At 39.6% G+C, this 22,367-nt stretch carries 17 protein-coding genes and 2 pseudogenes; 2 read left to right on the plus strand and 17 right to left on the minus strand.

What is annotated here, in order from left to right:
- Window positions 1-27: 27 nt before the first annotated feature.
- The 13 genes and pseudogenes from J2Z32_RS00845 to J2Z32_RS00905 form a co-directional block, all read right to left on the minus strand.
- Window positions 28-795 (minus strand): ABC transporter permease, encoded by a 768-nt coding sequence (locus J2Z32_RS00845; protein ID WP_210087251.1) that lies wholly within the window; start codon window positions 793-795, stop codon window positions 28-30.
- Window positions 788-1,696 (minus strand): ABC transporter ATP-binding protein, encoded by a 909-nt coding sequence (locus tag J2Z32_RS00850; protein WP_210087252.1) that lies wholly within the window; start codon window positions 1,694-1,696, stop codon window positions 788-790. Before J2Z32_RS00850 ends, J2Z32_RS00845 begins: the two co-directional genes overlap by 8 nt.
- Window positions 1,697-1,882: 186 nt before the next feature.
- The gene (mtnN, locus tag J2Z32_RS00855; RefSeq protein ID WP_210087253.1) at window positions 1,883-2,605 is read right to left on the minus strand and encodes a 5'-methylthioadenosine/S-adenosylhomocysteine nucleosidase; all 723 of its coding nucleotides are present in this window, start codon (window positions 2,603-2,605) and stop codon (window positions 1,883-1,885) included.
- Window positions 2,606-2,619: 14 nt separating this feature from the next.
- Window positions 2,620-3,477, minus strand: a complete 858-nt coding sequence (locus tag J2Z32_RS00860) for a MetQ/NlpA family ABC transporter substrate-binding protein (RefSeq protein ID WP_210087254.1) — start codon at window positions 3,475-3,477, stop codon at window positions 2,620-2,622.
- Window positions 3,478-3,496: 19 nt separating this feature from the next.
- Entirely contained in the window at window positions 3,497-4,267 is a 771-nt protein-coding gene (locus J2Z32_RS00865) for an SDR family NAD(P)-dependent oxidoreductase (protein ID WP_210087255.1), read from the minus strand.
- 6 nt (window positions 4,268-4,273) lie between these two features.
- The gene (locus J2Z32_RS00870; RefSeq protein ID WP_210087256.1) at window positions 4,274-4,735 is read right to left on the minus strand and encodes an S-ribosylhomocysteine lyase; all 462 of its coding nucleotides are present in this window, start codon (window positions 4,733-4,735) and stop codon (window positions 4,274-4,276) included.
- A gap of 360 nt (window positions 4,736-5,095) precedes the next feature.
- Window positions 5,096-5,776, minus strand: coding sequence for a methionine ABC transporter permease (locus J2Z32_RS00875; protein ID WP_210087257.1), 681 nt, complete (start codon window positions 5,774-5,776; stop codon window positions 5,096-5,098).
- Window positions 5,773-6,843 carry a methionine ABC transporter ATP-binding protein gene (locus tag J2Z32_RS00880; protein WP_210087258.1) on the minus strand — a complete coding sequence of 357 codons (1,071 nt, stop codon included), beginning with the start codon at window positions 6,841-6,843 and terminating at the stop codon, window positions 5,773-5,775. Before J2Z32_RS00880 ends, J2Z32_RS00875 begins: the two co-directional genes overlap by 4 nt.
- 235 nt (window positions 6,844-7,078) lie before the next feature.
- Entirely contained in the window at window positions 7,079-7,918 is an 840-nt protein-coding gene (gene rfbD / locus J2Z32_RS00885) for a dTDP-4-dehydrorhamnose reductase (protein ID WP_210087532.1), read from the minus strand.
- Window positions 7,919-8,048: 130 nt separating this feature from the next.
- Window positions 8,049-8,600: a dTDP-4-dehydrorhamnose 3,5-epimerase gene (gene rfbC, locus J2Z32_RS00890; protein ID WP_210087259.1), complete on the minus strand. Its 552-nt coding sequence runs from the start codon at window positions 8,598-8,600 to the stop codon at window positions 8,049-8,051.
- A gap of 202 nt (window positions 8,601-8,802) precedes the next feature.
- Window positions 8,803-9,279: pseudogene (locus tag J2Z32_RS00895) on the minus strand (Rpn family recombination-promoting nuclease/putative transposase); the annotation flags it as partial.
- A gap of 125 nt (window positions 9,280-9,404) precedes the next feature.
- Window positions 9,405-10,817, minus strand: coding sequence for a DHA2 family efflux MFS transporter permease subunit (locus J2Z32_RS00900; RefSeq protein WP_210087534.1), 1,413 nt, complete (start codon window positions 10,815-10,817; stop codon window positions 9,405-9,407).
- A gap of 371 nt (window positions 10,818-11,188) precedes the next feature.
- A complete protein-coding gene (locus J2Z32_RS00905; RefSeq protein WP_245251016.1) occupies window positions 11,189-14,407 on the minus strand; it encodes an S-layer homology domain-containing protein in 3,219 nt (1,072 codons plus the stop codon).
- Between the two features lie 236 nt (window positions 14,408-14,643).
- Here J2Z32_RS00905 and J2Z32_RS00910 point away from each other — a divergent pair, with 236 nt between their 5' ends.
- Window positions 14,644-15,540, plus strand: coding sequence for an AraC family transcriptional regulator (locus J2Z32_RS00910; RefSeq protein ID WP_210087260.1), 897 nt, complete (start codon window positions 14,644-14,646; stop codon window positions 15,538-15,540).
- A gap of 82 nt (window positions 15,541-15,622) precedes the next feature.
- Here J2Z32_RS00910 and J2Z32_RS00915 read toward each other — a convergent pair whose 3' ends face one another.
- The 4 genes and pseudogenes from J2Z32_RS00915 to J2Z32_RS00930 form a co-directional block, all read right to left on the minus strand.
- Window positions 15,623-17,236, minus strand: a complete 1,614-nt coding sequence (locus J2Z32_RS00915) for a xylulokinase (protein WP_210087261.1) — start codon at window positions 17,234-17,236, stop codon at window positions 15,623-15,625.
- A 224-nt stretch (window positions 17,237-17,460) separates the two neighbouring features.
- The gene (locus J2Z32_RS00920) at window positions 17,461-18,453 is read right to left on the minus strand and encodes a PHP domain-containing protein (protein ID WP_210087262.1); all 993 of its coding nucleotides are present in this window, start codon (window positions 18,451-18,453) and stop codon (window positions 17,461-17,463) included.
- A gap of 109 nt (window positions 18,454-18,562) precedes the next feature.
- Window positions 18,563-19,210: pseudogene (locus J2Z32_RS00925) on the minus strand (class I SAM-dependent methyltransferase); the annotation flags it as partial.
- Between the two features lie 375 nt (window positions 19,211-19,585).
- Entirely contained in the window at window positions 19,586-20,542 is a 957-nt protein-coding gene (locus J2Z32_RS00930) for a DMT family transporter (RefSeq protein WP_210087263.1), read from the minus strand.
- A gap of 295 nt (window positions 20,543-20,837) precedes the next feature.
- Here J2Z32_RS00930 and J2Z32_RS00935 point away from each other — a divergent pair, with 295 nt between their 5' ends.
- Window positions 20,838-22,310: an aminotransferase-like domain-containing protein gene (locus J2Z32_RS00935; protein ID WP_210087264.1), complete on the plus strand. Its 1,473-nt coding sequence runs from the start codon at window positions 20,838-20,840 to the stop codon at window positions 22,308-22,310.
- The last annotated feature ends 57 nt before the right edge of the window (window positions 22,311-22,367 follow it).

Here is a 22,367-nt window from a genome sequence, read left to right on the forward strand (position 1 = left end):
CACCCTGCTTCTTTTTTTTATTAAATTTTAAGCTGCAACATCGCGTTTCTTAAATACCCAAAAGGAGATCCCCAAAAACAAAAGAACATGAACAGCTAAGACAGCTAACGAGAAGGAAAGTGACATCCCTTCAAACCTCGAACCCCCACCTAAATATTGCGTTAAATTTAGATTCACAAAAATTAAATATTTCGCCCACGCATACTTTTCAGGGTTAAATAACAACATCCATATGTTCGACGTCATATACAGAAACATTGCCAAGCCAATCGCAATCCCACTCGAGCGGAATACGGTGGACAACATAAAAGCAAAAGTTAAAATTACAAATAATGTAATCAACCCATAACCAAATTCCTTAGTCATATTAGCAAACATAAGATCTGTCTGCGCCATACCTGTTGTCTTAAACAAGGTAAAGGAGATCAATCCTGCTGCCAGAAGAAAAACTAACGTAAAGCCTATTGTAAATAATAACGCTGCAACTAGCTTGGAAGCTAATATTTTATAGCGTGAGGACGGACGAATTAATAACAGCTTGATCGTTCCCCATGTAAATTCACTTGCTACAATTTCTGCAATAATAACAATCGAAAAAATATTAACTAGGAAAAACATGGTAAGCAGGTTATTCATCATTACCACAGCAGTCATATCTGCGGTTGAGGGCTCAAGCTTACTTACGATACCAAAAATAAAAACTAAAGCAATCGTTAAGCCAATCATAATCCACGTACGTGGACGACGATACATTTTCATATTTTCGTTTTGAACTAATCTTACAAAGCTATTCAATATGCCCACCTCCCGTCAACTCAAGGAATTGATCCTCAAGTGAGGTTACCTTCGTATAAATGCTATATACCAAAAGACCTGCCATTACAAGCTTCGCATTAATAGCCGCAATTTGCTCTCGATCCGCAGAAACTATGAAGATATTGCCCTCATCGCGACCTTCGCCAACGATCTCTACCGCCCGCTTCGCATCATTAACTTCAAAAACAACCTGATGTGCAGTAAGCCCAGAATCATTGTCCTTTAACGTTCTCACATCGACTAAACGCCCACTCTGAATCACCGCTACGGAATCACACATCAATTCCATCTCAGACAACAAATGGCTAGATACGAATACTGTAATCCCTTCTTCTCGAGCAAGCAGTCGTAAATAGTCTCTTAATTCACGAATCCCTTGTGGATCTAATCCATTGGTAGGCTCGTCCAAAATTAAAAGGCGTGGACGGTGTAATATGGCTTGTGCAACACCAAGCCGTTGTCTCATCCCCAGAGAATATGTCTTAACCTTATCGTGAATTCTTGCTCCCAAGCCTACTAGTGCGATAGCTTCTTCAATGCGTTCCTCAGTAACACCAGAAGACATCCGTGCATAATGAATTAAATTTTGATATCCAGTCAAAAATTTATACATTTCTGGATTTTCAACAATTGCCCCTACATGAGCGATTGCTTGCTCATAATGCGTTTTAATACTTTGACCTTGAATCAAAATATCCCCTTGGGTTAACGACATCAGCCCAACCATCATCCGAATCGTTGTCGTTTTCCCTGAACCATTAGGTCCAAGGAAACCAAAGACTTGTCCTGCTGGAATGTCTAAGGTTAAATTATCAATAATCTTTTTCTTGCCAATTTGCTTCGTGACGCCCTTAAGTTGAACGACGGGTTCCCCTGTCATTAGTGCATACACTCCCTTTTTTGAACATGTGTAGTTAACTAACGCTTTACACTTCACTTGAGTAAAATGTATACCTACAGTTTACCATATTACACTAGCAACAAAAAATTCACCGCTAATCCCTGAAAGAGAGATTAACGATGAATCTTTAGTAATTTCATTATATTCATTTAAATAATATGAAGCCTATGAGCTAAGCTTGTGTAACAGTAGCTCTGTAAAATGAATGGAGCGCTCTGCCGCAAACCATAGATTGTTGTCAAAGCTATCCGCTGACTCCTGACCATGACCAACGATATCTGACACAGCCTTCACTGCAATAACCGGTATGCCATATTGATCTGCCGCTTGAATAATCGCAAGCCCCTCCATGTCAGATACTTTCGTAGCTGGGAAGTTGCGATAAATATCAGCGACCTTCTCATCATCACTCATAAAGGAATCTAACGTTAATGTAAGACCAAAATCTACAGCGTAGTTAATCTCCGCTTTAGACTGTTCATAAATGAAACGTACCTCTTTTAGTCTATCAGCATCAATCACATATCCTGATGGCATTTGCGGAACCTGCCCACGTTCATAACCAAAGCAGGTAGCATCCACATCCCCATACGTATAGGAGGTTGGAATGACAACATCTCCGACCTGAAGCTGTGTATCAAACGCCCCTGCTGAACCACTATTGATGAGCAAGTCTGGCTGATAACGTTCAATGACGATGGTAGCGGCAACCGCGGCATTTACCTTGCCAATCCCACTTTCAACAAGGATGAGCTCATGCTGATCAAGCCCCTCCAGTTGTGCCTCCTCAATGATCGTTTTCCCAATCACCGTTTTTTTCAAAATTGTAGCTTTTTTACGCAAAGACGCGATTTCCTCTTCCATTGCACAAATGAGGGCGATTCTCATAAGAAACCTTCCTCCTATTGCTCTAAGTAAGAGATGGGTTTATTCACAGCGACCTTTGTTCCACCAAACTCAGCTTCAATATATTTTTGCGTATCCTCACTGTGGTAAAGCTCCCCTAGCTTTAAAATACCAGGATCATTTTTCTTATCCTCAGTTGTTACTAATACATTGATGTTATTACGCGTATCCTCGGAAATTTGCTCATGAAACAAGGAGTCCTTTAATACATTAAGCCCACCCTCAAGCGCGATTGTATTACCGATTAATACTAAATCAACGTCTTGAATGACACGTGGTCCAGTTGTATCATCGATAAGCTCAAATTTTAGATTTTTAGGATTTTCTGTAATATCATTGACAGTTCCAGTCGCAGCGTTAAAGTCAGACTTTAGCTTAATAAGACCTGATGCTTGTAATAGATTAAGTCCTCTTGCAGTGTTTGCAGGATTATCCGCCAGTGCAACTAATGCACCATCAGGAACATCTTTAATATCCTTCACCTTTTGAGAGTAAATTCCCATTGGCTCCAAATAAGTTGTAGCTACAGCGGTAAGATTCGCTTTACTATCTTTGTTGTAGCTAACAAGATACGCCCAGGATTGAAAGGCATTTACATCTACTTCGCCTTCTTTTGTTGCGTTGTTTGTTTCTACACCGCCTTCAATTTCCTTAACCTCGATTTGCAGGTTCGCATCCTTTGCCCCTTGAGACGCCGCGATGTGCTTCCAAATCTGTGCATCAGACCCCATAGAGCCAATGACGATTTTTTGGGCTCCAGATGAAGTTTTGTTGCTGCTAGCGTCTTTGCTGCTGCATCCTGCTACAATTAATAGTACACTTAACGCTAAAATTCCAATTAATTTCTTCTTCATCTTTTTGCCCCCTAAAATGTTAATTCATCGTCATGCCGCCTGTTACATTAATCGCTTGCCCAGTCATATAAGAAGCTAACGGACTCGCTAAAAATAAAACAACATTGGCTACATCACTCACTTCTGCAGTTCGACCAAGAGGAATTTGTGAGCAATCCTCTTCATATATTTCTTGTGCCGTCATCCCGCGAATTACGCCACCCTCCACACGCTCACGGTGCTTCATTGGTGTCTCGACGATGCCTGGACACACTGCATTCACCAATACGTTATGCTTAGCTAGTTCTACACCCATTACTTTGGTGAGTCCTAACACCGCATGCTTAGAGGCACAATAACCTCCCATTGCTCTGTATCCATTTTTACCTGCTTGGGACGCAATTTGAATAATACGCCCTGCTTTGTTACCCCTTACCATCGCTTCTGCAAATAACTTAGAAATCCAATATAGACCTGTAGAATTGATTGCAAACACCTTATTCCAATCCTCTAGTTTACTATCAATCACATAATCCATCGTGGAAATTCCAGCACAGTTCACGATCACATCAGGAATACCGGCATTTTGCTGTACAGCTTCAAAAAAGCGATTGATATCCTCTGAGCTAGCGATGTTTAAATGTGCTTCAATCAAATGAGCATGAACGCTATGATATACGTCTGGATAAGCTATATCAGCAGAAATCACGGTTGCCCCGCTCGTAAGAAACAACTCAACAATGCCTGCGCCAATCCCTGATTTTCCGCCAGTAACAACAACCGTCTGTCCCGATAAATCGATCGTAATCATAAGCTCTTATAGCACTCGCTCAAATGGATCTCTGCTAATTCCTGCTTCAAGTACAAGCTTTGCATATTCTTTTGCAGAAAATAAGGAATGATCTTTATAATTACCACACTCAAGTGCAGAAACCGCTGGAACATCAGTAGTTTCTAATACTTTACGTAATGTTTTCTCTAATGCTGTCGCAACCTCTTCTGGAGAATGCTCATTCCACAAAATCATATAAAAGCCAGTTCTACAGCCCATTGGAGAAATATCAATAATGCCTTGAAGCTCATCTCTTAAATATGTTGCTAGTAAGTGTTCTAAGGTATGAAGTGCAGCTGTTGGAATTGCATCTTTATTGGGTTGTAAAAATCTCAAATCGTATTTTTGAACGGTGCTTCCTTTTTCATCATGCTCCACACCTGCTGCTCTTACATAAGGTGCCTTTACGATATTGTGATCTAATTGAAAGCTTTCTACTTTTGCCATGATTGATGTCCTCTTTTCAATAGTTTTTTTGATATAGATTAGGGCTCAAGAAAATCAATGATGTTTGGGCAGAGGTGCCGCTTCACTCCAAAGGGTTGCTTCGATCGCTATTAAAGTCTAATTTTCCGATTGAACTTTTATTAGGTAGAAATTAGACTTTAATGAGGCGAACATTCCATTTCTCCACAATCCCTTTGTCCTTACGCTAACTACCACTCTTCCGTTCTACTATTGATTTTAAGCTTGACCCTTAATTATACTGCTTATTGTAAGGTGAAGCATAGATTTATGCAAAACGCCTTTTAATAGAGTGCGTTTTGTACTCATTAAAGCTTTCTTATTACCAATTTAGCTAGAATCTTAATGCGTAGATTTTTTGGTGAAGTAGTCGCCAATAAATTGGCATATAAACACGAGAATTAGGATTAAGATCGTAGCGACGATTGTAATATCGCTTTGGAATCGGTTATAGCCTTTGTTAATCGCTAGGCTACCAAGTCCACCCGAACCAATTGCACCTGCCATAGTTGTTAAACCAATTAAGTTAATGACAGTGACAGAGGAGGCGCGAATAATACCCGTTAGTCCTTCTTTTAGGTACACTCTAAAAATAATTTCTATTGGCCCTGAGCCCATCGATTGTGCCGCCTCAATAATACCAGGATCAACCTCAAGTAATGCATTTTGAATTTGTCTGGCGTAAAAGGGAACGATCCCAATGACTAGTGGGACAATGGCTGCGTTCATTCCAATAGAGGTTCCAGTAATAAGCCTTGTTAATGGAACAACTGCCGCAATTAAAATGATAAAAGGAATGGATCTAAACAAATTAATAATTTTACCTAAAATGCTGTATAACCATTTGTTTTCAAGTATCCCGCCTTCATCAATCACGACCATAATCACACCTAGCAAAATGCCAAAGATTGCAGAAAACAATGAGGTTGCAGCAACCATATACAATGTTTCATACGTACTGCTTATGATGTCATCCTTTAAGTCAATGACATTTGGGAAGTATTGCTGGAAAAACTCTATCATACTAACGCACCTACCTTGCTTTGCTCCTGCAAACCGGGAATATTAATATATTCAATGGATACTTGGTTTACATTTAAATAGTGAATGGCTTCCTCTAGTTTAGCTCCGTCACCTGAAAACACAACGATAAGCTGGCCAATTGCTGTCTGCTGGAGTACCTCTACATTTCCAAATAAAATATTTGTAGAAACGCCATACTTTGCAGAAATTTCTGAAATGATAGGTTGACTTGTGTTATCACCAACAAATGAGATTTTGCACAATATATCATCTGTTCCTAGCTTCGTAAGTGAAGGATGCGCCTTAATTTTGTCGATCATTTGATCAATATGTGTCGCAGTATTAATAAAGTCCTTCGTTAAGCTGTTTTGTGGATTACTAAAGATCGATACGATATCGCCTTGCTCTACAACCTCTCCTGCCTCCATTACCGCAACTCGGTTACAAATCTCCTTAACCACCTGCATTTCATGGGTAATGATGACAATTGTTAAACCTAGCTTTTTATTTAAAGCTTTGAGTAGCTCCAAAATTGATTGTGTTGTTTTGGGGTCAAGGGCACTTGTTGCCTCGTCACACAGTAAAATTTCAGGATCATTAGCTAACGCTCTTGCGATCGCCACACGTTGCTTTTGTCCACCAGATAGCTGTGAAGGATATGCCGCCAGTTTATCTGACAAGCCTACTAGCTCTAGTAGCTCCCTAACCTTAGCATCCCTTTCCTTCTTTGAAAGCTTTGAGCTTTTAAGCGGATAATCCACGTTATCATAAATCGTGCGTGACGCCATCAAATTAAAATGCTGAAAAATCATTCCGATTTTTTTTCTAGCTGTCCGAAGCTGCTTTGCATTTAACGATAACAAATCTTGCCCATTCACAATCACTTGTCCCGAAGAAGGTCGTTGCAACAAATTAATAATGCGGACTAGCGTGCTTTTCCCAGCCCCACTATAGCCTACAATACCAAATATATCGCCGGCCTCAACCTGTAAGTCAACGTTCCGTACCGCGACAACAGACTGAGCTTTACTCTGAAATGTAACATTAATATTTGATAACGAAATCATGCTGCTCAACCTTCCTTTTTTTCTTTCCGTAATTATACATTGGTTTACTCGGAATTGCTACAGTATTTTTATGTAATTTTTATTAAATTATAATAGTGCTTGATTATTATTCATACATTTCTTCGTATATTTATAATTTCAATCATAGTTAATCAAGCACTAAATCCTTTTACACAGCATAAATAACCGCTATTATAATTACCATTACCTGCTCGTGTTTAATACAGTGGTCAATTTAACGAGAAGATAAAAGTGATAAAAACTCAGCTAACGCTTCCTTCCATGGTCGAGGTGTATTGAACCCATTTAAACGTAATGACATATGATCAAATACCGAATAGGATGGCCTTGCAGCTGGGCGTGGAAATTGCTCTGTAGACACTGGATTTGCCAATGTACCACTCTTTGTTAACTCAAAAATAGCGGAAGCAAACTCATGCCATGAACAAGATCCAGAATTAGAAACATGATAAATTCCGTATTTAGAAGTTTTTATTAAATCAATTATGGTTGCTGCTAGATCCATTGTATAGGTAGGACAACCAATCTGATCATCTACGACTGAAACTTCTTCATGCTTTTCAGCTAAAGATAACATCGTTTTTACAAAGTTTTTGCCATGTTGTCCATAAACCCATGATGTCCGAACAATAAAATATTGGGAATGAAGTTCCTTTACAAAGGATTCTCCTGCAAGCTTAGAGGCCCCATACACATTAATAGGTGACACGGTATGAAACTCATTTCTCGGTTGCTTCCCTTGCCCACTAAACACATAATCAGTACTAATATAGATAAGCTTAGCGCGAAGCTGCTCTGCGACCACCGCTACATTACGTGTTCCATACGCATTGATAAGAAAAGCGGCCTCACGATCACGTTCTGCGGCATCTACCTCGGTATACGCAGCAGTATGAATAACAATATGTGGCTTTATACAGTGCATCACCTCATGACACCGATCAAAATTTGTAATATCCATTTCTTCCCGATCTACGGGAAAAACCTCATACCCTGCACGCTTAAGCAGCTCTACTACGTCCTTGCCTAATTGCCCCTTGCCTCCCGTTACCATCACTCGTTGCTTAGAACCATGTTCCACTGATTTCCCCCCTTAATATTTAAAAGCCTGCAAAAGTATATCTCGAATCCCCATACTAAAGTGGCAGGTTAAAAAATCCTTTCTATAGAAGTAAAGCCTATCCCTATAACCGAAAACGGAACTCCGCATCACGTAAGTAAGGGTGACTTCGATCCTTATCGGATAATGTGACCTCCTTTTCAGGCCAATCAATATCAAGCTCAGGGTCATCCCATGCAATTCCTCGATCGTGCTTACTCGAATACAAGCTATCCACCTTGTAGGCAACCTCTGTATCTGGAACTAAAGTACAAAAGCCATGGGCAAATCCTTTGGGAATCAGAAGCTGACGTGAGTTATGATCGGTCAAAATAATACCGTACCACTGCTTAAACGTGGGCGAATCCTGGCGTAAATCTACTGCAACATCATAAATCGCTCCTTTTAAGACACGTACAAGCTTACTTTGCGCCTTTGGTGCAAGCTGATAATGTAACCCTCTAATCGTGCCTGTCTCACGAGAATATGAATGATTATCCTGTACAAATTGATAATTTAAGCCTAATGCTTCAAATTGTGCCTGATTATACGTTTCCATAAAAAAACCTCGATCATCCTTGAACACCTTTCCCTCAGTGACGATCAAGCCAGGTAATGTCGTTGCAATTGCCTTCATGCTGGTTCCTCCTTATTTACTCATTGCTGCTATTATATTCAGTTTACGAAGCAGGAGTGCTGTAAATAACCAAATAAAAATCCGAACTATTATACAGAAAAATTGAATTCTGTAATAGTTCGGATTTAATATTTGCAAAGATACAAATGAAGTAGCTAGATTTGGATCTTATAATATCAAAATGACTGATGGGTTTATCTCTTTAATTTTTCAATTTCGAGATTTCATCCTCAGATAATCCAGTTACATTAGCTATAGTGGTTATATCCATTTTCAATTCAAGCATATTCTTGGCAACTTCTATAACCCCTTTCTTTAAACCTTCCTTCATACCTTCCTTCATGCCTTCACGCATACCAACCTGTTTTGCGCCCTCTAGCATCGAGGCTTCATCATGAAGATACTTTTGACGTGCTTCATATAAACGTCTAGCCTCCGTATCTTGACTTAAATACTGTAGTGTATCCATTGCCTTAGTAAGTCCAGGTTCATTCATCTTCAGCACCTCCCAATAAGTAGTATCAACACTTTTAAGAAATAGAAGCCAATTTTTCAAACCACTTTGAGTTGGAATTACATCATCTAGCTTGCTTAGTTCTAAAAAATGCACTTCAATATCATCAACTAAAGGTATCAAAGTTCGATCTTCTCGAAGATGAAACACATTGTGGTATTCATCGCCCCATCGTTTTATTTTATTATATCAAAATCCTCCCTCTCTCTGCTATCTACTACAGCAAAAACCGTCCAGATTATACAATCAGGACGGTCCATTAACTTTTATATGAATTGCCTAAATACAGCTTAATGCATATTCCCCTGCTGAGCTTGCTTATTTCCTACTACAACACGTTTTATAAATAACGAAATTACAAGGCCAATGATACAGAGCACAAGCGCAAAAATAAACGCATTTTGCACGCCATACGTAAAGCTACTCAGTTTATTCGCTAAGCTTTCTGGATCACTTACATCTTTTAGGAAGCTAAGTTGACTTGCCGCAAGAATACTTACAGCAACCGCCGTCCCAATTGCCCCCGATACCTGTTGTAACGTGTTCATAATTGCCGTTCCATGTGGATAATACTCAGGTGGCAGTTGATTTAGTCCATTCGTTTGAGCAGGCATCATGATCATCGAAATGCCAACCATCATGAAAAGGTGCATCGTAATAATAGTACCTAATGAGGTTGTTGGTGTTATCCCTGTGTACATATATAAAACAAGGGCTACAACGAGTAGTCCGATTTTAACTAGCCATTTGGGTCCAAACTTATCAAAGAGTCGTCCCATGATTGGAGACAATAATCCATTAAGTAAACTTCCTGGCAACAACACTAAGCCTGCCGTTAATGCCGAAACCGCCATACCACGTTGGAGATACATTGGTAATATTAGCATGGAGGATAACATCATCATCATACAAATAAAAATAAGGATTAAACCAATCGTAAACATCGGATATTTAAATACACGCAAATCCATCATCGGTTGCTTCATTTTTAGCTGTCTGATACTGAACAATAACAAAGAGACAATACCAACAGCTAGCGAAATCATCACAGTTGGACTAGACCAACCTCCCGCTCCTTCACCATGTCCTCCTGCACTACTAAAGCCATATACAATTCCTCCAAAGCCAAGCGTGGATAACACGATCGAGAAAATATCGATCTTAGGCTTGGTCAATTTTGAAATATTCGGAAGGAACAATAACCCAAATACAAGTGAAATAATAAAAAACGGCAATGAAATCCAGAAAATCCAATGCCAGCTTAGATTCGCTAAAATTAAACCGGAAATACTAGGCCCACTTGCTGGAGCAAACATAATAACAAGCCCAATTAAGCCCATCGCTGAACCACGTTTTTCAACTGGAAAAATAATAAGAATCGTATTAAACATCAGTGGTAGCAGCAATGCCGTTCCTACCGCCTGTAAAACACGTGCTACAAGCAAAAACTCAAAGGTAGGGGCAAGTGCCGCTACAATTGTACCTGCGATCGAAAAAATCAAGGATGTCGTAAATAGCTGTCTTGTTGTAAACCACTGTAATAAAAATCCTGACACTGGAACAAGAATGCCTAATACAAGCAAATATCCTGTGGTTAACCACTGTATTGTTGTTTCGCCTACCTGAAGAATTTCCATTAACGGTGTTAATGCTACATTTAATGCTGTTTCCCCAAATAAACCGATAAAACCACTTAACAGCATTGCAAACAATATCGGTACTGCTTTATATTTCGTTGTTTCTTTCTGGTTCGTTGCAGAACCAGCTTGCCTCGTCTTCTCCAAAATCCCATCCTCCTAAATAGTTACTCTCTATGTCTCTGTCTTTTGGATAATTATAGAAACCATCATTTTTTATCTATGCCAGCGGCTATACAATGGTCTATACAATTAGAACAGTTTTATCTTTAAGCGTCAATATTAAAAGTTTAACATTTAAAATTTTAATATTAGCTCAAACACAAATTAGTGGTTGCTAACTTCCTCCCAACCCCTAATTTCTATGTTGAGCCATAGTAGTAGCAAAATAATTAAAAGCCTCACTTTTGATTTAAGCCAAAAGTGAGGCTGAATAATTAGATCAGTTCAGCGAATTTCAGAATGCGTTGCATAAGTGCCGCTGTTTCTGCACGAGTTACCGCATTACGCGCGTGAAGTCTACCTGTAGTATCACCAGCCATTATCCCTTTTTCCACTAAATAACTTACATTGATTTGCGCCCATTCAGAAACCTGATTACCATCTTTATATGCAGTTAGTGTATTGATATCTGTTACAGTTGCATCAATCCTAGCCAATTTAATCGCACGAGCTAAAATTGCAGTTGCTTCCTGACGGCTAATGTGCTGAGATGGTTTAAATGAGCCATCATTGTAGCCCTTTAACAAACCGTAAGCAGATGCCGTATTTACATATTCAGAATACCAAGCATCACTCGCTACATCTTCAAAGCCTTGTCCTTTTGCAGTCTCATCCTGCAATCCAAATGCACGAACAGCGATCGCCGCAAACTCCGCACGCGTAATCTCACGGTTTGGATCGAAGGTATTCTCCGTTACACCCTCTACAACTAATCGAGAAGCCATTTCATCTATAATGTCTTTACCCCAATGGTTTGTTGTATCTGCAAAGGTCTCTTCATTCCATATTAATGCAAACGTACCCTCGCTAACTAAGCTATTAATTTTCGCAAAGTATTGTCCATCCAATTTTACAACCTGTGTAGGAACATGCATAAAGGATTTTTGTGATTGATCATAAATAATCCCTGTCGTAATTTTGTTTGGATCATATCCTTCAGGCAATGCAATTAAACGTACTGCATACTGATCAAAGTTAGGGACCTTCTTCTCTACACCATTCGTACTGGAAGACACCCCAAAGTTTACTGCTGAACCAATTACGCTATAACCTTCTTTAGAAGCGATACTCTTCACATTTTGCATTACACTGTCTGAAGCTTTGGATACCGTTACCTTATATTGAAGCTCTTTTAAGCTTTGCTCATCATTATTTCCGGTTGTGAATTGGTCAACGCCAAGCTGTTTTGCAGGTAAAATATAACGTCCAAGCTTCGTTTTAAGTTCTACTGATCCCTCTTTATCATCTAACCATTTTGCAAGGGGACCTGGGATTTCAGTCACAGTGTGATCAACATCTTCATTAGAATCGATGTCTAGCGACGTACGATTTGATTTGTTAAGTGTGTCCTTCGCCTTATCTGCATCTAATTTGATCGTTGTTTCTTTCTTACCGTCTTTTTCTTGCTTCACAACCGTCCCTATTGGTTCACCACTAACAGGGTCCTTCAAGTTATCACCTTTATTCGCAGGCTGAGGTGTTCCTTGGTTTGTTCCTTGGTTGCTACCTGAACCACCACCTGATCCACCGAAACCATTACCACCATTATTACCACCTGATGATCCTCCAGGACTTTCTCCATTACCACCACCAGAATTGGCATTATCTTTTACAGTAACCTCAATTACGATAGTGATATCGCTATAGCTAACTTTAATTTGTACTGTTCCCGCTGATTTAGCTGTAATAAGCCCATTATGATCAACGGTTGCTATACTTTCATCTAAAGAAGTAAATACCAAGTCGTCAGTTAATGGCAAATATGTGTCATCATCGTATACAGCTTTAATTACTGTTTGTTGTGTCTTTCCTTTTTCAAGCGTGTACTTATTGCTTTCTGAAGCTATATTAACAAGTACAGGTGCAACATAGCTCACCTTCACCGTGATTTGAACAGGAACCGTTTTATATAAAACAGTGATCACTGTCTCTCCCTCACTATGCGCGGTCACTAGTCCATTCTCATCCACTGAAGCAATTTCGGAATCTGCTGAACTAAAAGTTAAATCTTCTGTCACAACATATCGAGAATTATCTTCCTCATTTAAAGCTTCTACTACTGTTTGATGTGTTCCGCCTACTCTTAGGCTATAGTTTGTACTATCCAAATAAATTGGAGGGTGCTCTAAAGTATTAAAACTGCCTTCATTTGGAGCATAGGTCACACCGTAGAAATCAGTAGCATACGCTCTGTACGTATATGAGGTGTTTGGCATTAAGTTGCTAGCTTTTATTGCAAATGTGCCAATGCCACTATTTTGACTTGCATATTTTACAGTCTCATTGTTAGTAAGATTTTTAACTTCAATCCCTTGCTCAAGTACTGGTTTTTTACCTGCTATAACCAGCTCACCATTAAGTTGAGCATATGTCGAACCTACAGATTCTACAGATCCTGTTGTCACAATCGGGGACGATTGTAGTGTCCACGTTTCATTAATGATTGGATTTCCTGAGGAGCCACCATAACCACCAAATGATACAACCTGATCGTTTCTCTCATCGTAAACCATTCCGATATGTCCACGATTATTCGTTACAATATTTTGCTGAGTCCAATTACTTCCATCCCAAAACCAAGTATCTCTGAGCTGCACATTACCTACACCATCTCCACCAAAGAGAATAATGTGTGCTCCATCATACGATAGACCATACCCAAAACGAGCAGGTGGTGTATTTGCAGTCACGTGTTGTGTCCAATCGGTTCCATCCCAAGTCCATGTATCACTTAAGATTTGGCTTCCGCCATTTCCACCAAATAATACGACGTTATGATTTATTGGATCATAGGACATTTGACCAAATGCACGTGCTGAAGGAGAATGCGCTGGATTTTTTTTAATCCAAGTATGATTAGCTCCATCCCATACCCATGTGTCATTAAATACGCCACCGCCAAAAAGAACTACATTATTATTGTTATAATCATAAGACATAAAGGGTACACCACGTGGTGTTGGGCTAACTACTGGATCTTGTTCCTCCCAATCCATCGTATCCCAATTCCATAACCAAGTATCTCCAAGCGAAGAATTTACACCATCTCCACCAAACATAACTATACGCTGAGTAGCTTGGTCATACGCCATTCCTCCACCACTACGAGGAGCTGGTAAATGAAGAGTATCCACAGCGCTCCAATTATTACCATCCCAAATCCAGGTATCATTTAAACGAACCTGACTTCCACCCACATAGCCACCAAACAATAGCGTTTTTCCTTCCTTTTGGTCATAAGCCATTAAGGGTGCTGTTCGCTGAACTGGAGAATTTTGAGGAAAACGTTGATTCCAAGTGTAATTTTCCCCACTTCCAGATGACTCTTGTCCTGGGCCTGGTTCTATTGCTCCTACCAGTCCAGCATTTAAAGGTAATACAATCAATACACTCAAAAACAATACTATCATTTTAAAACCAAGCTTCTTCTGCAACGGTCACAACCTCCATGATGTGAATATTAGTATATTAGTTCTAACGTAGCAGAAGAGCATACAACATTTTCTCAACATTTTAATTAATTAAATTTAATTCGTGTTATTCTCGTTATGGATCAGACCCTGCTGTCCCAATATACTGTGTTAAAATAAAGTTAGATAAAAGACGGCATCAATTGTCGAGTTTCCTCTATGTAGTTATTGTATTGTTGAGTTAGAAAGGAGGTCAGGGAATGGATCTTTTAAAACGCTTCAACAATGCGATTGAATATTTAGAAAGTCATCTTGCAGACACTATTGATTACGAAGAGGTTGCCAAAATAGCATGCTGCTCTATTTATAATTTTCAAAGAATGTTCTCCTATATTTTGGACATCTCGCCATCAGAATACGTAAGACGAAGACGATTAACGCTAGCTGCACTAGAGCTTCAAAACAGTGACATCAAAATTATTGACCTTGCGATGAAATACGGATATGAATCCCATGATGCCTTCACTCGTGCCTTTCAAAAAATTCATGGCGTCACACCTTCACGAGCTAGACAGCAAGGGGTTATGCTCCGATCCTACCCTCGTATCTCTTTTCACATATCAATTAAGGGGGATCAAGACATGCGTTATACGATTGTGGATAAGGAAGATTTTGAAATTTTTGGGATTGAAGAGGTGTTTTCTACTGTAACTGATCAAGACAATAACAGTGTATCAGGCTTCTGGAAATCGTGTCATGCAACAGGCGCTTATGAGAAGCTTTTTGATGCTGCAAACTTTCGTAAGCGTGGAGAGGACTATACCGGCATGTGCTCCATCCATGCTGCACTAAATTATCGAAATACTGGAAAAGAAACATTCCCGTACATGTTATTCGCATTTGCTTCTAGTCACAGTCAGACACAAGGATATACTAGCGTAACAATTCCAGCTCAAAAATGGGCCATTTTCACATCAGAGTTACACGGAGAAGATCAAATGGGCATCATGACAAGTAGCTTATGGAGAAGAGTATATTCTGAATGGCTCCCCTCATCAGGCTACGAGAAGCTAGAGGGACCAGACATTGAGATTTACGGCCGTGGGGAGAATAAGCAATATTATAGTGAGGTCTGGATTCCCGTTGTAAAAAAATAATAATAGTTAAACCTGCTTGGCTTTAGCTGAGCAGGTTTGTTTTTTATAGAACAATCAGGAATTTGCTTTAAGATTGAGGAAACTATTCCTTCCAATTCTCTACAAAATTAGCTATCGCAGCCTGCTCAATAGGTAGTCCTTTCGTATAACGCTCCATAAATAAAGCAAAACCTTCTACATCAATCGGATTAGGACAAACCTCTTGTCCTTCTCCATGCTTAAATACCTTATTGGTAAGGTAATACGCTAAGCCCTTATGCTTTTCCCTATCAACCATAAAGGAGGCCAAAATTGCTATTCCCCATGCGCCACCCTCACTAGCCGTAGCCATCACCGATACAGGAACATTTAGTGCAGCAGCACATATTTTTTGACCTACTAGGGGTGTTTTGAACAATCCGCCATGCGCCAAAATACGATCAATGGTTACCTGCTCCTTCTGGGTCAAAATATCCATACCAAGTCTTAGTGCAGCAAATGCGCTAAACAGATGTACTCTCATAAAGTTAGCCAGATTGAAGTGGCTTTGTGGAGACCTTACAAAGATTGGACGCCCCTGTGAAAACCCTGTAATATTCTCGCCTGAATAATAGCCATAGCTAAGCAACCCACCTGCATCTGCGTCCCCTTCTAACGCTTTGTTGAATAATACACTGAATAGCTGATCCATATCCGGTTTGAGTCCCATTGCTTCATAAAAATCTCGGAACAAGCCTATCCAAGCATTAATATCACTGGAGCAATTATTAGCTAGAACCATGCTAACAGGGTTGCCTTCGGGTGTGGTCACAATATCAATCTCAGGGTACACTGTAGACAAATCTTTCTCCAATACAAACATCGCAAAAATCGAAGTACCTACAGAAATGTTACCTGTACGCTTCTCCACACTATTCGTAGCCACCATCCCTGTTCCCGCATCACCTTCTGGAGGGCACAATGGAATTCCTGCTTGTAGGGTGCCTGAAGGATCTAACAGGCAAGCACCAGCTTCACTGAGATAACCGGCATTTTCACCCGCAGTATATACTTTAGGCAAAATATTTTTAAGCTCCCATGGGTAGCCTTTATCAGCAATCAAATCTTCAAATTGCGCTATCATCTTTTTATTAAATTGCTTAGTAGATTGATCGATTGGGAACATGCCTGAGGCATCTCCTACACCCAGAGCCTTATTGTCAGTCAACAACCAATGGATGTAACCCGATAAGGTTGTAATATATGTGATGTTGGCGACATGCTCCTCCTCGTTTAAAATCGCTTGATATAAATGAGCAATACTCCAACGTTGAGGAATTTTAAACTGAAATTTTTCCGTTAATTGTGATGTAGCAGTATATGTGGTCGTATTGCGCCATGTACGGAATGGAACCAGCAGTTCACCAGCTTGATCAAGTGCAATATAACCCTGCATCATGGCAGAGCATCCGATCGAGCCAATCTTTTGCAATGGCAGACCATAATTTTTTTCAACCTCTAGCTTTAGTTGTTGATAGGTTGTCTGTAATCCGATAATGGCTTCATCTAGATTGTAAGTCCAATAACCATCAATTAATTGATTTTCCCACTGATAGCTACTAGAAGCGATAGTTTCAAAATTTTGATCGATGAGTACAGCCTTAATCCGTGTCGAGCCAAATTCAATACCAAGTGAGGTTTTTCCTCTGATTATGTCTTCTTTGGTATGTTCATACATGATGGGCATTGCTCCTCCCTCATTTTGAATAATTCAATAAAAATAACAGTAATTAAGTAAAGTTTATATTCATTTAAAATCGTATAATTCCTGCTAAAACTACATAATTATTTGCACAAAAAATACAGCTTAATTTTTATCCTTAGGGAAGTAAAAATAAGCTGTATTAGATATGTTAAATCTATATATGCATGTCATTTAGAATGTATTTTCATTTACAAATATTAATCATGAATCGGCAGCATTTTCCGTTTACCATCTCGAAAGATTGCAAGTTCCTTATATCCCACCTGTATGGCAGCTGTAAGAGCTTCATCAAGCAGCATCCCGATATCGTCAGGAAAATGAGAATCAGAGGACAAGGTTAATGGAACATTATGCTCTGCAAGTACAGATAAGAAAAGTGGGCTTGGGCAGATCTCTGCAATAGGATAACGGTAAGCTAATCCTGTATTAATCTCAGTAATTACATCACATTGTTTCATTACTTCTGCAATGCTGTGATAGTAAAACAAAAGCTCTCTCTCATCATCAGGACGGAAGCCAAACACTTTGAGATTGTCTGGGTGGGCAATAATATGAAATAGTCCTGATTCACACGCTTGTCTAAGCAATTCATAATACTCCCCATACATCTGAACAGCATCTCTGCCAATAAATTCATCTTGTGTTTTGCGATTATCAAAACCCCATCCATCCATAAAATGGACTGAGCCAATCACATAATCCCAGTCATAAGCTGATAATATCTCACCTAATTCCGCCTCTCCACCTTGGAAAAAGTCAGCCTCGATGCCAAGCGCTAAGTCTGGACGTGTACGCTGAGCCTTTTTAATAAAGTTTACAAAGTCAGGTAATGAGGCCACACAAACTTGGTCTAACCATTGCTGTTGTAGCTTACCTATACGACCATCATCAAGCAGCATGTGCTTTTCATAATAGGGACGACATTCCCGAAAGCGATATAAATGATCAACAATGCCAAATTGCTTAATTCCTCGCTCCCGTCCTTTGATTAAATAACGATCTAACCACTTCTCGCTAAAGCAGCCTTGCGCTATACGTTCAGAAAGCTGTTGTGTCATCGCTTTCGCATAATGTTGTCCTAGTTCTTCATGCGGTTTAGGTTCTGTTGTTGCTAATGCCTGTAAAGTACGAGATAACCATTGTAATGAATATGGCCCTTCTTCTAGATGAAAATGGAAATCAACCTTCAATCTATTTCAACTCCTCTTCACTCTTGATCCCAGCCTAATGATGAGCCCACAAGAAAGTTACTGTTCTAGACTTTGATTTTTAATTAAACAATGTACTTAGGTGTTAGCCTTATTCCTTTTTTACCGCCACAAATATAATCATAGCATCCTTATCTGTAAATGCTGAGCGATTCCACTGACTATATTCAGCGTGAATTTCAAACCCATGATTAACTAATAATTCAGTGATTTGTTCTGGCTTTGTAAATAAACATAAAATATTAGCAGAGGTTTCATAGTTTTTAAATTTTCGAACCGTTGTCCACTTCATAATATTACTGTGTGGATCAAATCGTTGTTCTCCCCCAACCTCAACGGGGGTGCCCTCCACATCCTGAAACGTATGCCAATACTCATATTCACAATCTGTCAAATCATTTCCATCAGGATTACGAGTCTCAAAAACAAATTTCCCACCTGCTCTAAGCAGCTTATTCACATTTTGCAGTAATAGGTTTTGATCCTTTTCATTTAAAAAGGCTTGAAAAGCATTGCCTGTCAAATATACAAAATCGTATAGGATGGGCGAGGTAAAGGTTAGTGCATCACCAACAAAAAAGCGTGCATTGTCAACCTTATTTTTTTGCTTGGCATATTGGATCATATTTGGCAAAATATCTGTCCCATCTATATTTACGCCTTTTTCAGCCAGATATAATGTCGTTAATCCTGTGCCACAAGCAAGCTCAAGTACACGTTCGTGTCCCTTTGCCTCCTGTAGAAAGAATAAAAAAAGTCATGGCTCCTCCCATCAATTACAATTTCAATAATTAAAAGGCTCTTTATTTAAATTGTGGTTGACAACTACCCCAAGCTAGCGAAGGGACAAAGGGATTTTGGAGAAATAGAATGTTCGTCTCTTAAAACTAGCTATTTACAATCAAATGATCAATAACTATGAAATCTGGTTTTAACAACGATCGGAAGAACCCTCTGTTTCGAGCCCTCCATCTCCATTGTTGACAACCACTAATTTTTATTTAGAGTCAATTAAAATTATACCAATTTGTATACGCTAATGCATTTTCCTTTATTTTTATTATCATTTTTCCCATAGGCTTCATTAATCAGTGAATCTACTTTCAATTTACTTTCAATCTACTTTCTCCACTATAGATCTCTTTATAGGTTTTGTTCGCAAATTATTGTTTTTCCTTAGCTTTAATAGAAATCCCTTGAGTGCCGCTGCGTTAACAAGCATCGTCCCTACAAGAATTGTGATAATTCCGATTAAGGTCAATCCATTTACCGCCTCATTGTAAAATAACACCCCTACAGCAACAGCAATTGGTGGCGCGACATACAGCCATGTTGAAGGAAAAACAGGATCTGTTTTGGCAACAAGCCAATAAAACAAGCTGTGACCCACCATCGAACCAATCACAGTTAAGTATAATAAAGATAATGAAAATGGGAGTGAAAATTGAGTTGCCAAGTCTAGCTTTTCCGTTGCTAGAGATAACATCAAAAGAAATAGACCACCGTACATCATTTGCGCCGCATTTAGTGCAATCGGAGACACTTCTGCTAGCCCGTTACTTACCTTTTTAGAAAGAACTGCGCCTACGGAGTAACTCATTTCTCCTATAAGAATAACGATGCAGCCTATAAACCAAAGGGATGAAACCTTTAGTGCTAAATTAGGCAAAACAAGCAGTAGCACACCAGTAAGCCCCAAAATACATCCAAACAACGAGATCGCAGATGCTTTTTGACGTAAGATAAAGGTTTGAAGCAACAAAATCATCACCGGGCCAGTTGCCGACAAAACAGCGGCTAAGCCTGAGGAAACATATTGCTCCCCCCAATAAAGCGCAGCAAATGTGCCGAAGGTCAACGTCGCACCTGTGAGCAACATTTCCTTTCGTAGCAGTAGTTTAAAATCAGCTTTCCTCTTCCAAACCATCCACAAAAACAAAAGCATCCCTGCTATAAAAAAACGTAATCCTGCTGAAAAGAAAGGCGGCGCGCCTGCATCTACCCCAATTTTAATCGCTAAAAAGGTCGTACCAAAGATGAGACAGACGAGACTATAAGCCAGCATAATCATATTCATTTCCCCTTTGAAATCCATAATGTAACCCTGTGAAATCTATATTTCAACCATTATAAAGGAGTATGAATAGAACAGATGGAGTGAGGTAGAACAGTTTAGCTAATATTACTGTATAATACTTAAAAAGATACGTTAAGGTAAATGTATTAGAAATTGATACATTATGGAAATACATTAAATGGACATACGTTAGAAGTTAAGTTGAAGCTTGAATGATCAGAAGAATCCATTAAAAAACATTAGCAGACGAGTCTCGAGATATTCTATTTTAATAAGGAGCTGAAATGTCATGGAGCCACCGTCACGAACTGAGCACAATCCACCCTTGTATCAACTTATATTTGAACACATGTTAAAACGTTTGGAGCAAGGAGAATGGCAGGCACATGACAAGCTTCCATCCATCCGTCACTTAGCTCTAGAGCTTGAAGTTCACCGTTTAACGGTATTTCGGGCGTATAAAATGCTGTGCGAGACAGGTAAAGTGTATGTCAAAGATAAATCGGGTTACTATGTTTCCCCATTAAAGGATGAACTACAACTTACAGTGACTAACTTATCTTCTAGTACCTCAAGTAGCTCTAGTAACTCTAGTAACTCTAGTAGCTCTAGTAACTCTAGTAACTCTAGTAGCTTCGCTGATATACAGCGCATTCCAGCGCATTTTCAATTTTCTCAAGCATTAATTGATCCTAGCTTACTGCCTAACCTGTATCTATCAGACTACGTGAAAAAAGTGTTTGATCTCTACCCTAAGCTCATGGGGACATATGCAACCGTACAGGGGGATGAAGAATTAAGAGAAATGCTGAGTCAACATTTCCACGAGCAAATGGGAATACAGTTAACTGCAGAGGAAATGCTCATTACATCTGGTGCACAGCAAGCCATACATCTACTTGCCGAAATGCTGGTTGGACCGATGGACGCGGTATTAATCGAACGGCCTACCTATAGCATTGCAATGGATGTTTTTCGAAGCCGTGGTGCTCGTTTACTCCCCGTTGACATCACCGAAGAGGGTTACGATCTTGAACAAGTGGAATCACTCATGCACAAATACAAGCCCCGCTTGTTTTATATGAATCCAACACATCAAAATCCAACTGGGTATACCGTTCCGTCATGGCAACGCAAGCAACTGGTAGAGCTAGCTGAACGTTACAACTGTCTGTTGATTGAGGACGATGCTTTTCGTGATATATATTTTGCTGAGGAACCCCCTTTGCCGTTATTTGCTTATGATACGTTTGGTAAGGTGGTCTATATTAGAAGCTTTAGCAAATATGTTGCCCCAGGTCTGCGCATTTGTGCTGTGGCCTGTCGCAAACCGTTAATAGATTCTCTGGTCTCTGCCAAGTCATTAGTAGATAACGGGACACCCCTTTTGAACCAAAAAATCTTTCTTCATTATTACACCTCTCCTCGCCTACAACAGCATTTAGGTAAGCTCCGCATTGCCTTGCAAATTCACAAGGAGATTGCGGAAGAACAACTCGCCGCCGCAGGTTGGCAATGGACATCACCGCAAGGTGGGCTTAATCTGTGGGCAAAGCTACCTGACGGGATAAAGACTCAAGACCTGCTTCAAGCAGCGATTGGACAGTCTATTTCGTTTATGCCTGGCCCTCTATTTGATCCGTTAGGGAAGTTTGAATCATGGGTGCGGCTCAGTTACTCGTTTACGAATGAGACAGTGTTGCGTGAGGGAGTGGGGCGGTTGGTTAGGTTGGCGGAAAGATTTGGGGATGAAAAAGGATGATAATCGATTAAGGTTGAAGATAACTCTTATTTAATTTAACTTAATTGGTTTATATTG

Source organism: Paenibacillus turicensis, assembly GCF_017873435.1.
In the GTDB taxonomy this organism is placed as follows: domain Bacteria; phylum Bacillota; class Bacilli; order Paenibacillales; family Paenibacillaceae; genus Fontibacillus; species Fontibacillus turicensis.